Source organism: Algibacter sp. 2305UL17-15 (genome assembly GCF_040720935.1).
In the GTDB taxonomy this organism is placed as follows: Bacteria; Bacteroidota; Bacteroidia; order Flavobacteriales; family Flavobacteriaceae; genus Jejuia.
The window spans coordinates 87,041-100,694 of the sequence record NZ_JBFDAE010000005.1; the positions used below are offsets into that span (position 1 = coordinate 87,041).

Annotated in this window: 10 protein-coding genes; 4 read left to right on the top strand and 6 right to left on the bottom strand. The window is 34.4% G+C overall.

Features of this window, described 5'->3' with window-relative positions; all coding sequences use genetic code 11:
* Nucleotides 1–5 precede the first annotated feature (5 nt).
* Together ABXQ82_RS06925 and ABXQ82_RS06930 are read left to right on the top strand one after the other, a co-directional pair.
* A complete protein-coding gene (locus tag ABXQ82_RS06925; protein WP_367056898.1) occupies nt 6–2,660 on the top strand; it encodes a PQQ-dependent sugar dehydrogenase in 2,655 nt (884 codons plus the stop codon).
* A 167-nt stretch (nt 2,661–2,827) separates the two neighbouring features.
* Complete coding sequence (locus ABXQ82_RS06930) at nt 2,828–4,723, top strand: hypothetical protein (RefSeq protein WP_367056901.1); 1,896 nt, start codon at nt 2,828–2,830, stop codon at nt 4,721–4,723.
* A gap of 101 nt (nt 4,724–4,824) precedes the next feature.
* Here ABXQ82_RS06930 and ABXQ82_RS06935 read toward each other — a convergent pair whose 3' ends face one another.
* The 6 genes from ABXQ82_RS06935 to ABXQ82_RS06960 form a co-directional block, all read right to left on the bottom strand.
* Entirely contained in the window at nt 4,825–5,655 is an 831-nt protein-coding gene (locus tag ABXQ82_RS06935) for a mechanosensitive ion channel family protein (protein WP_367056904.1), read from the bottom strand.
* A gap of 63 nt (nt 5,656–5,718) precedes the next feature.
* Entirely contained in the window at nt 5,719–7,554 is a 1,836-nt protein-coding gene (locus ABXQ82_RS06940) for an SLC13 family permease (RefSeq protein ID WP_367056907.1), read from the bottom strand.
* A gap of 74 nt (nt 7,555–7,628) precedes the next feature.
* Nucleotides 7,629–8,195, bottom strand: a complete 567-nt coding sequence (locus tag ABXQ82_RS06945; protein WP_367056909.1) for a 5-formyltetrahydrofolate cyclo-ligase — start codon at nt 8,193–8,195, stop codon at nt 7,629–7,631.
* A gap of 57 nt (nt 8,196–8,252) precedes the next feature.
* Entirely contained in the window at nt 8,253–9,227 is a 975-nt protein-coding gene (locus ABXQ82_RS06950) for a succinylglutamate desuccinylase/aspartoacylase family protein (RefSeq protein WP_367056911.1), read from the bottom strand.
* A 1-nt stretch (nt 9,228) separates the two neighbouring features.
* Entirely contained in the window at nt 9,229–10,104 is an 876-nt protein-coding gene (gene rimK / locus ABXQ82_RS06955; protein WP_367056913.1) for a 30S ribosomal protein S6--L-glutamate ligase, read from the bottom strand.
* Nucleotides 10,105–10,107: 3 nt separating this feature from the next.
* Complete coding sequence (locus ABXQ82_RS06960) at nt 10,108–10,533, bottom strand: RimK/LysX family protein (RefSeq protein WP_367056916.1); 426 nt, start codon at nt 10,531–10,533, stop codon at nt 10,108–10,110.
* A 655-nt stretch (nt 10,534–11,188) separates the two neighbouring features.
* On the opposite strand from ABXQ82_RS06960, the gene uvrC reads away from it, so the two are divergent.
* Together uvrC and ABXQ82_RS06970 are read left to right on the top strand one after the other, a co-directional pair.
* The gene (uvrC, locus tag ABXQ82_RS06965) at nt 11,189–12,982 is read left to right on the top strand and encodes an excinuclease ABC subunit UvrC (RefSeq protein WP_367056918.1); all 1,794 of its coding nucleotides are present in this window, start codon (nt 11,189–11,191) and stop codon (nt 12,980–12,982) included.
* 76 nt (nt 12,983–13,058) lie between these two features.
* A complete protein-coding gene (locus tag ABXQ82_RS06970; RefSeq protein ID WP_367056921.1) occupies nt 13,059–13,598 on the top strand; it encodes a hypothetical protein in 540 nt (179 codons plus the stop codon).
* The last annotated feature ends 56 nt before the right edge of the window (nt 13,599–13,654 follow it).

Genomic DNA, 13,654 nt, shown 5'->3' on the forward strand with positions numbered 1-13,654 from the left:
AGAAAATGATTAAAAAACTACTTTTAACTACCATTATAGCTGTTACCATTAACACGTTTGGGCAAACGCCAATGACACCCAGTTCCAGTGCCATAACTGCTGGATCTAACTGGACAACAACAAAAATTACAAATGATAATGCACTAAGCTTGCCTTGGGAAGTTACTTATGGTCCTGATGGGAATTTGTGGATCACAGAACGTTGTGGCGTTGGAAACACTAATCCAGAAAGAGAACTTGGCGGTCAGAAAATAGTACGTGTGAGTTCTGCAACTTCAACAAACACCCCAACAACTTTAATAGATTTAAGTGCTAAGGTAACACCAGATAAGCAAGGTGGTTTAATGGGTATGGCAATTCATCCAGATTTATATACCAATATTAATACTTCAACAAATAATTATGTATTTGTGGCTTACACTTACGATGACGGAGGCAATTTAAAAGCCAGATTAGTAAGGTTATTGTACAATCATGGCGCCGGTACTTTAACAGAAGACACAAGCTTAGATGCTAACGGAACATTACTCGAAGGGCTTCCTGCAAGTGATGACCATAATTCTGGACGACTTAAATTTGGTCCCGACGGTAAATTATATTACACCATTGGAGATCAAGGTGCAAATCAATTTGGAAATTCATGTAACCCAATAGTGTCTCAAAATTTACCAACTTCTACTACAGATTATGATAATTACCCTGGTAAAACATTGCGTTTAGAGATAGATGGATCTATACCTAGTGGTAACCCAATGCTGGCTGGTGTGAAAAGTCACGTTTACACTTATGGACACAGAAATCCTCAAGGTCTGGTTTTTGCACAAGACGGGACATTGTATAGTTCTGAACATGGTCCAAAAACTGACGATGAACTTAACAGAATTATAGCCGGACAGAATTATGGTTGGCCACAAATTGCTGGTTTTTATGATAATAAGGCTTATAACTACAGAAATGAATCTACGTTTCCAAGTTGTACTGGTAGTCCAACATCTGAAGAGGCTACAGAATATGAATCTTATCCTTTGCCAGGAGGCCCTCCTGCTAATTTCGAAAACCCAATTGGTACTTACAATAGCACGGTAGATGTAGAGCCAACAGGAAACTATTTAACATGGCCTGGAGTTGCTCCCTCAAGTATTGACATTCATGAGGTTGGTAGCATACCATGTTGGGACAGGTCTTTATTAATACCTACTTTAAAAAGAGGTACTATTTTTAGAGCGAAATTAAATGCAACAGGAGATGATATTGTTGATGATTTTTATGAAGAATTCCACTCATCAAACGATCGTTACAGAGATATCGCCATTTCCCCTGATGGTTTAACCATATATGCAGTAACAGATAACACAGGTGGTACCTCAGGACCATCTTCAACCGGAAGTGTAAGTATCGCAAACCCTGGTGTAATTATTAAAATTGAATATGTTGGGCCAGCGGTTACAGATCCAATTAGTGCACCTACACTAGATGATATTGTTACATACTGCCCAATAACACTTACTGCACCAACGGTACTTTCAAATGCAAGTGATTGTCAAGACATTGTTGGTACAACAACAGATTCTATTACTTACAGTTCAGGTTCGCATGTGGTTACTTGGTCTTTTGATGATAATGGCACTATTGTAACTGCAAATCAAAATGTAACAGTTAATGCATTACAGGCACCTACAAATGTTTCGGCAAACCCAGACACTACAACTGCCGAAATATCTTGGGATGCTATAGATAATGTGTCTTTTGAAGTTAGATATAGAGCGCAAGGTGCTTCAACTTGGTTAATGGATACAACTTCAAGTAGTAGTATAACATTAACAGGTTTAGCACTTTCTACTACTTATGAATATCAAGTGAGGAGTGATTGTGGGGCTTCTCAATCTAGTTATACTGCACTTGATACTTTTACAACAAATGCTTTATCTTATTGTAGCGCATTTGGTTTAACCAGAGGACATATTAGTAATGTTGCAATATTTGGAGAAAGTGGAACATCAATAATTAATGGCTCATCAGGAAATACAGATTATACAGATTTTACAGCGGTAACCCCTGTAGATTTAAATGCAGATGGATCAACTAGCTATACTTTGAATGTAAGTACTAGCTACAACAATCAATCTGGAGTTGCTGTTTGGATAGATTTAAACCAAGATGGCGATTTTGATGACTTTGGTGAGAAGGTTTGGAATGAATCTTCTGGAACTACTGGTAATTCCCCAAGAAGTAATTCATTTACAATTCCTCTTTCTGCACTTAATGGAAATACAAGAATGCGTATTGCATCCAGACAATATTGGACACCTTCTGGACCTTGTGGATTAGTTGTGGGTAACGATAATGACGCCGAGGTTGAGGATTATACCGTAAATATTGTAAACAATACATTGTCAAATAATACGAACGAAATATCAAGTTTTGTTGTATATCCTAATCCAATTGAGGATAGATTAAACATAAAATTACCTCAAGAATATACTGTAAATAACCTTAATGTTGAATTGCACGATATCCAAGGGCGTATTATAAAACGAAAAAGAGTAAACAGTTCCAATATCACTATCGATAATCTTAACACATTAAGCAAAGGTGTTTATTTTATCAGGTTTAAAAATTCTAAAGGAGTGATAGGATCTAAGAAATTGATAAAAATGTAGGTTCTAAACCAACTATATCTTAAATTTATTGAAAGCATCAGAAAAATAATTTTCTGGTGCTTTTTTTATAAAACAGTAATTGCAAAAAGTTTTTCCGTAAGTATCGGATTATGTTTTATGTACTTATTATCTTTAATACCTAAAACTCGTTTTATTCAATATAACTTATGAAAATCAAACATTTTTATTTCCTTGTTGTCTTGCTTTTATTCGGTTTTAATCAATTAATAGCACAAGGCATTTACGATATTCAATTTCCTAAAACAGATAATGAGCGCACTCAAAATTGCCAAAGTTGTCATCAAATTTTTAGGCAAAAACCTAAGGAAGTTAAATTTTCAATCAAAAGAGAAAAAAACAATCTTTATTTTGAGGTAAATGATAAAAAATGGTTCAATCTTCTATTTAAAAATGCTGGCGATGGTTTAGCCGTGGACTTGGTGGATAAAAACCGTTACAACTGTGATTTAGAATCTGTAGAACGGGCTCAAATTAAAGGAAAAGTATTAAAACCAATTTACGGTTCTAGACTGCGAAGTGGTTTAAAGCCCAATGGGGAAAATAGGTTTCGGGTACATGTGGGCAGACTATCTGATACTGATATTAATAAGGAGTTAGAATACAACATTCTGTTTTTAAGCAACAAATATTTGTGTCAGTATTATGTGATTTACGATTTGGAATCCTACCAATGGGATTTGTTGGATATGGGCATGTATTTAGATTCTTTAACCTATAACACAAAACAAATTAAAGCTACTGCCAAAGAAGGTTATATACTTCGAAATAAAACTCTAAAATTTAAAATCCCTTTTGAAAAAAATAAAGCGGCATATTCCCAAGAAGATATCAAACCAATTTATGATTCGTTACGATTAACAGATTTTAATATAAAAAGCATAAATATTAAGGCCTATTCCTCTGCTGAAGGAAGCTTAGAACGCAATATTGAGTTGCAAGAACAGCGGGCCAACAGTATTGTTGCAGCATTACAGACTTTTCAAAAGCCAACCATTAAAACACAAGTGTCTTCTTCCGAAAATTGGGTGGAATTTTTAAATGACATCAAAGGCACCAAATTTGAAAACTTAGGAAAACTAAAAAAGAACCAAGTAAAGGCTCAATTGATTGGTGCGCTTTCAGCGGAAATGGAGCCTATTTTACAATATCATAGAAAAGCAGTTTTGGAATTGGAGTTAGAGAAAAAGGACAAGTACAAAACCATGTCGCCAGAGGAGTTATTGGCTAAATTTAATGCATCCATAAAGGCTGAGAATTTAGACGAAGCCATAGAAATTCAAAATTCATTATTCGAAAAATTGAAGCACAAGGTAGCGTCTCCAAACATACTGCGCAAAATGGAAATTCCGAAGCAGGCAAAGTTTGTCAAAATATTCAATAAAAACTCGGCATACCGTTACATATTAAATGTAAGACAAGCATTGATAGTGTATAACGAATTGTTGGATCTGGAAAAACTAGTGCCAAAAAACGGAGAGGTTAAGTACAATATAGCAGCAGTCAAAATAAAATTATGGCGATTTAAAGCCATTGATATTGATGAAATCAAACTAAAAAATCAAATTTATAGTTTGAAAAAGTATGGCATTGAGAGTTCGCTAATTTCAAGGATGATGGTTAATTTTCATATCATAAAGGCCGAGAATTTAATGCGAAAAAGGGATTATGATAATAAAGATAAATCTGTAATTTATATTAAGAATAATTACAAAAAATTCTATTTATCGGATTATGATTATTTGAGTTTAGCTCAATTTTTTAGCTACTATGCGAATATTGATTTAGCTGTGGAATTATTGGATAAAAAAGCAAGAAGCATTGATATTGATGAAAATTTATTGTTCTATTATTTAAACTTAACATTAATAAATGATGAGCTTACTCAAGAAGATGATTATAGAACTATTTTATTGAACGCCATTAATATGAATAAGGAGCGCTTCTGTAAATTATTTAATGCTGTTGAAGATGGCGGTGTTACATTTCAATTATTAGCTGATGAATATTTGAGAGGAACGTATTGTGAGAATTGTGAGGATTAAACCTAAAGTGTGATTAACCACCATGATAAACATTTTGCGAAATAAATGTCATATCCTCACACAGGAGAGCACAAAATTCCACCGAATATAATAGAGCCTCTTTAATTGTTTAAAATATCCTTATCAAAATATAAAGTGCGAATTGGGAAAGGGATATTGATGCCTTCTTCATCAAATTTTTGTTTAATAAGCTTCATGGCTTTGTGCTTAGCTTCCAATTGGTGTTTGTTTTTTTTAAAATCAATCCAAAATCTTACTACAAAATTTATGGAGCTATCTCCAAATTCCGTAAAGAAAAACTCCACGCCTTCACCTTCATTTTGTTTAAATTCATTACCGATAATATCTTTAACCAGATCTTCAACATGCTGCAAATTACTTTCATAACCAATGCCACATTCTACGCCTATCCTAGATCTTTCGGTCAATGAATAATTGGTAAAAGGATTATCAACAATTTTAGAATTTGGAATGATTACATAATTATTGTCGGGTCTTCTTAAAATAATACTCCTAAGATTTATTTCGGAAATAAATCCTGAATAGCCATTGGTTTCCACATAATCGCCAATACGTAAACTTGGAATAAATGACAGCATAATTCCAGATACCGAGTTGCTCAAGGTTGCCTGAACAGCAAGTCCTACAGCTAAACCAACAACTCCAGCACCTGCTAGAACAGAGGTAAGAACCTTGTCGAGATCCATAATGCCCAATGCTAGAAAAAATCCAATCAAAATTATAAATCCAAACACAAATTTGGTGCTCAAATCTTTTATGGATTCTTGTTTGATTTTATCAAAAAGATATTTTCTGGAGGCTTTAGATATGCCTTTTGCTAAAAAGTAAAAACTTACCATCACAAAAATTGCTACAAATAGGTTGGGAAGTTTTAAAATTATAGCCTCTCCCCATCCACTAAGTTTTTCCATTAATTTGTTTAATGCGTCTTTAAGGTTGAATTTTAATAATAGAGATAACATAATAGTTTGTATTTAAATCATTGTATTTAAAAGTAGTGTTGCCAAAATCCAAAGCACAATGGAAATTGAACCACCTAAAATTAAGAAATCTTTGAATTTATAGACACCCATGCTATAAATTAAGGCATTTGTTTGATAGCCCACAGGTGTGAAAAAGCTGAAGTTTGAAGCAAACATTACAGCTAGAATAAACGGTTTTGTGGGTAGTTGCAACCCAGAGGATATGGTAATTGCTAATGGTGCCATGATAATTGCTGCGGCATTGTTTGATATGACGCCACTTAACAATAAAGTTGACAGAAATAAAACCCCAATGGCATACAAAGCAGATTCCCCGTGCATGATGTTCAATAGCCGTTCTGATAACCAAACATCGGTTCCGGAATTGTTCATAGCTATGCCTAAAGGAATCATGCCTGCTAACAAGATCAATATTTGCCAATCTATTTTTTTATAAGCATTTTCTAAACTAATACAATTTAACAACAATAGTGCAGCGCAACCTATAATGGTACTCGACAATATTTTTAGCGTGCCGGTTGCAGCCAATACTATGACGCCCAGCAAAATGAATAAAGTCAATGTGCGTTTGGGAGATTTCACGACTTTAGGAGATTCATGCTCCTGAAGAATTACCATATTATCATAAATATCAAAATCCTCAATTTTGTTTTTTTCTATTTCTAAAAGCACACGATCTCCAACTTTTAATTTTGTAAAGCTTAAATTTGTAATTAGTCTATCTTTTAAATGCCGAAGATTTTTTCTTTTTTTTATGGCAATTGGTAAGGCATTATGGGGCATGATAGCTCTAAGCTCTTCTAGCGATTTATTCAAAAACCTTGCTCCGGGTAACATCATGAGCTCTACCAAAACGGTGTCGTGTTGCTGAATTGTTGATGGTAATTCTTTTTTGTTCCCGTAATCCTTAAATTCTTTATGGGAGAAAGTTGCATATTCTATACCGTCAGAAGCTATCAAAACTTCATCACTACTTTTTATATTTAGTAGGTTTTCCAAATCACATGATAACATAAATCGATCTCCCTTTTTAAGGAGTGTTTTACTGTCTATTTCATGGTCTTCTTTTCCGTTTCGAACAAATTTCAGTACTATGATATCTTCTTTATGTAAAAAAGAATCTTCAAAATGTTTACCAATTAATTTAGAGTTTGGTGCTAGCTCAATTGTGGCAATATAGGTGTCTAAACTGTATTCGTCTCTAAGTTTTTTTGTACTGTCTTTGGGTAAAAATTTGACCAGTAAAGTAATTATTACTATAGAAACGATTAAAAAAATAAGGCCCAGCCATGAAAATTCAAAAAACGATAAACGTTCTCCTACCCGTTTTTGATAGATTGAATTCACAATTAAATTGGTAGAGGTACCCATTAGGGTGCAACTGCCTCCTAAAATACTGGCAAACGATATTGGAAGCAAAAGTTTGCTTTTAGAAATAGCAAATTTATCTGAGAGTTCTGTAATTATTTTTATAAATACGATGACAACAGCAGTAGAACTTATAAAAGCTGAAATACTGCCCGCAATAAGCATAAAAGTTGGCACTAATAAATAGATGTGCCAATCTTTGAAAACTTTAAGACTATTGGCCAACCAAGCGATAACGCCATTTTGCTCTAATGCCGTGGCAATAATCATGAGACATAAAATAGTAATTACGGCAGTATTGGAAAAACCACTTATCGCTTCTTCTGGCGTTATTAGCCCTGAAATTATCAAAACACCAATAGTGCAAAACGCTATTTTGTCAACGGGGAAAACTTCAAAAACGAAAAGAAGTATTATGGTAACTATAATTAAAGAAACCAAGCCAATTTCAAAAGTCATGGATGATGCTTAAAAGTTTCTTATAAAGTTAAAAAAAAATGACTTGCTAAGAGAAGTTTAATTAACTGTAAAGATTAAAATGTGTACACATTATTTGGTGTCACACAATAATCCAAACGCACATCGCTTTCAAAAGTATCGGTAATTTCAGTTTCAGCTTTAAAAAAAGACAAGCCAATTTTTATAGTTTCAGGGTTACATTCCTCTAAAAAGCGATCATAAAAACCTTTGCCATAACCTACTCGATTTCCTTGTTTATCAAAGGCTAAAAGTGGTATAAAAACAACCTCGATTTTATCGTTTGAAATTTCAATACCATCGACAGGTTCGGGTATGTTGTAGTGGTTCTTTTTAATAATTGTACTATCGGTCAACAAAAACTGTGTCATTGCTCCAGTTTCAAAATTACTTTTTGAGATAAGAATATTCTTATCTTTTCCAGATAAAATATTCAGAATATAATCTGTATTCACTTCTTTTTGTGCTTCAATAGGAAGGAAAATATGATAAAAAGAATAGTCCCAAATGGGCATTTTTAAAAGTTGATTGGCAATAGCCAAACTTAAATCATCAATTTGGGTTTCAGATAAGTTTTTTCGTAGGGTTTTATATGTTTTTCGTAGTTCAGCTTTAGTTGACATTGATTCTGTTTTTTAGACCCGTCAGGTTTTGGAAACCTGACGGGTCTGGTCATAATATTACTTTTTTAATTTCGTAGTAATATGAAACAGAGCATCACCTTGATACACAATAGGCGATTCGTTCACATTAATAATATAGCCATCGTTTGAGGCTTTTACAGCATAATTAAATTTGCCATAAGGATCGGTAATATTCCCTAAAACAGCTCCTTTTTTTACAGGTGTACCAATACTAATAGACGCTTTAAACATACCAGAATGTGTGGCGCGCAACCAGCGACTGTCATTAATAAAAACACAGTCCTTTTTAGGTTTAGACGATTTAAAATTAGAGCGTAACATGCCTAAATGTTTTAAAACACGTTTAGAACCGTTAACTCCAGAATTTGTAACAATATCATCTATATGAAACGATTTTCCGCCTTCAAAAAGCAACAAGTTTTTGCCCATTTTAAAACAGGTTGTTCTAAATGATTTCGATAAGTTTTTAGAGTATAAAACAAAAGGAGCTCCAAATACCTGAGCCAATTCATTGAGTTTGTAATTGTTTTTAGCGTAACGTAATTGCGGTGCATTAAAGCGTCCCGAACCTCCAGTATGAAAATCGATGATTAAATCTACATGCGGTATCACGTCCTGAACCAATTTATGCGCAACCCTACCCGCAAGAGAACCTGAACGGCTTCCAGGGAACACCCGGTTTAAATCCCGTCCGTCGGGAAATTCGCGTTTTAAATTTATAAAGCCAAAAACGTTGATAACGGGCATACAAATAATAGTGCCACATTTAGGTTTATTAATCCCTTTGGCAATTAGTTGTCTTACAATTTCAACACCATTTACTTCATCGCCATGAATCCCTGCGGTAAACAAAACCGTAGGGCCTGGTTTTTTAGCACGTTCAATAATAACAGGTAAGTTTACAGGTGTTGAGGTGTGCAAATTTGCAACATCAAAACTGACTTCTTTACTTTCTCCGGGTTTTACGCTTTCACCTAAAATGTCAAGTATGTCGGCTTTTGTTTCGGGCATTTTATTTTGTGTTTTTCTCTATAAAAGTAATAATAGCTTTCGCAATATTCCGTCCTGTGGCAGTTTCAATACCTTCCAAACCAGGCGTTGAATTCACTTCCAGTAATAAAGGGCCTCTAGCAGATTGCAACATATCCACACCGCAAACAGGTAACTTTAAGGCTTTAGAAGCATTCATCGCTAATTTTAATTCATCATGATTCAGTTTTATAATATTTGCCGAACCGCCACGATGTAAATTAGAACGGAATTCCCCCTCTTTACCTTGGCGTTTCATAGCACCAACAACCTGTCCGTCCACCACCAAAGCACGTAAATCGGCACCACCGGCTTCCTTTATAAATTCTTGAACAATAACCCGGGCTTGCAAACCATTAAAAGCTTCCAAAACCGATTCGGCAGCATTTTTGGTTTCGGCCAAAACAACACCTAAACCTTGCGTGCCCTCCAATAATTTAATAATTACAGGTGTACCGCCAACATGCTCTATAACCTCTTCCACATCTCTGGAATAGTTTGTAAAAACGGTTTTTGGCATCCCAATTCCCGCTTTACTCAAGCGTTGTAAACTGCGCAGTTTATCACGAGAACGCTGAATTGCATCAGAAGTTACAATAGTAAAAACCCCCATTTCTTCAAACTGTCGTACCACAGCACAGCCATAAAACGTCACCGAAGCCCCAATTCTAGGGATAATGGCATCAACGTAGTCTAAATATCTATCCTTGTAATAAATAGCTGGTTTTTCCTTTTCAATAATAATGTCGCACTTTAAAGGGTCTATCACTTCCATTTTATGCCCCTTTTTTTCGCCCTCTTCAATCAATCGGTCGGTAGAGTATAAATTTGCGTTTCTAGATAGTATTACTATATTCATGTATTAATTGTGTTTTATTTTAAAAGAAACATGTTCCACATCTACATCAACCAGAAATTTTTGTTTTAAAAATTGTCTGCCAATTAAAACAGGAAACTTCATATCGTCTCTTGTGCTTAAAGTTAAGTTAATTCTGTATGACTTTCCAAAAACCACCATGTCCGATTTTATTTTATAACGGTTTTCCTTAAAACCGTTGCTGCTTTTTACATCGGTACGCGAAAAACTATCAAAAACAATAGGCGTTTCAGAAAAACAAGGATGTCCTTTTTCAAAAAACATACAATGCAATTTGCCATCATTTTCAATAATTTTCGAGCAATGGATCGTCGAAGTATAAGCTCCAGTATCAATTTTCACTTCGATATCAAATAAATTCAGCTTCGGAAAGTCAATTTTATCAACACGTCCAATAATTTTCTTAGTCATCAATTTTTAATTATTTTTTTTGGCCTACCTGCTGGCAGGCCTAGCGCTTATCCGCCTAGGTTAGTAGCTAATTCCAAATTTTTGTACCACTTAAAAAATGGGTTTTTAAAAGCGGCGCAATGTAGATAATTAATCCATTCAAAAAACAAAAATTTTAAAATTTAATGCTACCGTAATTAAGGTTAATTTGAAAAATTCAGAAGACACATCTATCAAAATCAATAGGCTTTTAAAAGTAACAGTTTTCCTCCTAAAAAGGAAGTCCGATAGCTATCGGGATAAGAGAGGTGTTTATTTTTTCTTAAAATAAGGAAATATAGAATACTAACACACATACACCCACAACCCACTCTTATTTGAGGGGATGAGTAGCGTTTTTTTAGTGTTATTTTATCATACTAGTGTCCACTTAAATCCAGAAGAAAGCTATGTAGGAACTTGATAAAAAATACCTTACGTCCATTTTTGATGTCGTAATCTGTTTTAATTGAATATTTGCAAAAAATCAATATGTAGCGGCTTTTTTTAGTGTGTTGGGAAAGTCTTATGTCTTAGGTCTTTTTAGTGAATACTCGTAATTTTATCATAAAATTTTAAAGCGTTAAAAACGGCTTTATTTCAAAAGAAAAACTTTTAAATAATTACCTTTACCATAATGGATACCCCCGATTTAGAGATACAATTAAAAACCTTGCCAAATCAACCTGGAGTTTATCAATATTACGATAAAGAAGGTACGCTCATTTACGTGGGAAAAGCTAAGAATTTAAAAAAACGTGTAAGTTCTTATTTTACCAAAACCCACGAAAACGGTAAAACCAGGGTTCTAGTTAGGAAAATTGCCAACATCAAGCACATAGTTGTCGATACAGAAACCGATGCACTACTTCTAGAAAACAACCTCATTAAAAAATACAAACCGCGCTACAATGTGTTGTTGAAAGACGATAAGTCCTATCCGTGGATTTGTATCAAGAACGAACGCTTTCCAAGAGTGTTTTCTACCCGGCGCGTTTTTAAAGATGGCAGCGAATATTTTGGACCCTACACTAGCGGAAAAACCGTTTACACACTTCTAGATTTAATACGGGGATTGTACAGTTTACGAACCTGTAACTTTAATTTATCCGAAGAAAAGGTGGATGCGGGAAAGTATAAAGTCTGTTTAGAATACCATTTAGGAAATTGTAAAGGTGCTTGCGAAGGTCTGGAAACCGAAGCCGAATACAACGAAAACATTAAAGCCATAAAAGAAATTTTAAAAGGGAATTTTAAAGATTCCTTGTCGCAGTTTAAAACACAAATGAAACAGTATGCGGCAAACATGCAGTTTGAAGAAGCACAAAAAATAAAAGAAAAAATTCAGGTTTTAGAAAACTACCAAGCAAAATCTACCATTGTAAACCCTAAGATTAGCAATGTAGATGTGTTTTCTATCATGAGCGACGAAAGTTATGGTTACGTCAACTTTTTACAATTATCCTACGGTTCCATCATTCGTTCGCATACCTTAGAGATTAAAAAGAAATTGGACGAAACCGATGCAGCACTTCTTGGGTTGGCAATTACCGAAATTAGGCAACGTTTCAATTCCAATTCAAAAGAAATTTATGTACCTTTTAAGTTAGATTTAGGCGAAGATGTTAAGGTTACAGTTCCAAAGCTAGGAGACAAAAAACACATTTTGGATTTATCATTAAGAAACGCCAAGTATTTTAGAATGGATCGTTTTAAACAAATGAAAATTGTAGATCCAGATAGGCACGCCAACAGAATTATGGCGCAGATGAAAGCAGATTTAAGACTTTCGGAAGCCCCAAGACATATTGAGTGTTTCGATAATTCAAACATACAAGGTACGCATCCTGTAGCAGCATGTGTGGTATTTAAAAACGGGAAACCAAGCAAAAAGGATTACCGCCATTTTAACATCAAAACCGTTGAAGGCCCAGATGATTTTGCCTCTATGGAAGAAGTGGTCTATAGACGCTACAAACGTTTATTGGATGAAGACCGACCATTGCCGCATCTCATCATTATTGATGGTGGAAAAGGACAATTATCATCTGCATTAAAAAGTTTGGATGCGCTCGATTTACGTGGGAAAATTGCCGTCATCGGAATTGCAAAACGTTTGGAAGAATTATTTTACCCAGATGATCCAATTCCCTTATATTTAGATAAAAAAAGCGAAACGCTTAAAATCATACAACAACTGCGAAACGAAGCGCACCGTTTTGGGATAGAACACCATAGAAATAAACGCAGCAAAACAGCGTTAAATACAGAGTTGGAAACCATACCAGGCATTGGCGAAAAAACAGTTGTGGAGTTGTTAAAACATTTTAAATCTGCAAAACGTGTGGCGCATGCCAAGTTAGATGAATTGGAAGCTGTTGTTGGGGTGTCTAGGGCGGAGAAGGTTTATAGATATTATCATGGGAAATAAACAACCTGCAAGGTTTTAAAAACCTTGTAGGTTTCATACTAAATTTAAAGTTAGTTCATAATAAGTTGTACAACATATGAAAAGCGAACTGAACAAATACATAATTTTAACTCTGATTTACGTTTTGAGCGTCTTTTTAGTTGAACTCCATACGAATATTATTGCGCGTGGAGTTTGGCTGATTTCAATTCTTTTGTGCTTAATTGGACTCATAAGATTACTTTTAAAAAAACGAAATTTAACACAAAAACTGCTTCCGATTTTATTGTTGTCAATTCCAATTTTAGATTTGACATTCGGAATTACAAATAAAATTAGAAACGAGATTAAAGGAGAAATTGTACTTGATATAATTGATGACAGTTTTGCGACAACAAAAAATCTGACTGTTAGAGAGAGAAACGGAAAATTAACAGCAGAATTTTATAATTCATTCGCTGGGTTTGGAGATATGGAAATAGCTAAAACCGAATTGCTGAATGATAGCACTTTAGCTTTTAAATTATCTGAAAGAAATTATTCGGAAAACCTGACTTTTGACAGACAAAAACAAAATTTCCGGAATAAAGAAAAGAATCTGAACTATCGAATTTTAAAAAACGAACTATTTAAATAGAAAACCTGAGCTAGCGCTCGTTTGTAACGAGTGCCCACAAACAAATTTAACCCGCC

Coding starts and splice junctions, on each gene's coding strand:
- ABXQ82_RS06925 (WP_367056898.1), top strand. CDS start 6: ATGATTAAAAAACTACTTTTAACTACCATTATAGCTGTTACCATTAAC.
- ABXQ82_RS06930 (WP_367056901.1), top strand. CDS start 2,828: ATGAAAATCAAACATTTTTATTTCCTTGTTGTCTTGCTTTTATTCGGT.
- ABXQ82_RS06935 (WP_367056904.1), bottom strand. CDS start 5,655: ATGGAAAAACTTAGTGGATGGGGAGAGGCTATAATTTTAAAACTTCCC.
- ABXQ82_RS06940 (WP_367056907.1), bottom strand. CDS start 7,554: ATGACTTTTGAAATTGGCTTGGTTTCTTTAATTATAGTTACCATAATA.
- ABXQ82_RS06945 (WP_367056909.1), bottom strand. CDS start 8,195: ATGTCAACTAAAGCTGAACTACGAAAAACATATAAAACCCTACGAAAA.
- ABXQ82_RS06950 (WP_367056911.1), bottom strand. CDS start 9,227: ATGCCCGAAACAAAAGCCGACATACTTGACATTTTAGGTGAAAGCGTA.
- rimK (WP_367056913.1), bottom strand. CDS start 10,104: ATGAATATAGTAATACTATCTAGAAACGCAAATTTATACTCTACCGAC.
- ABXQ82_RS06960 (WP_367056916.1), bottom strand. CDS start 10,533: ATGACTAAGAAAATTATTGGACGTGTTGATAAAATTGACTTTCCGAAG.
- uvrC (WP_367056918.1), top strand. CDS start 11,189: ATGGATACCCCCGATTTAGAGATACAATTAAAAACCTTGCCAAATCAA.
- ABXQ82_RS06970 (WP_367056921.1), top strand. CDS start 13,059: ATGAAAAGCGAACTGAACAAATACATAATTTTAACTCTGATTTACGTT.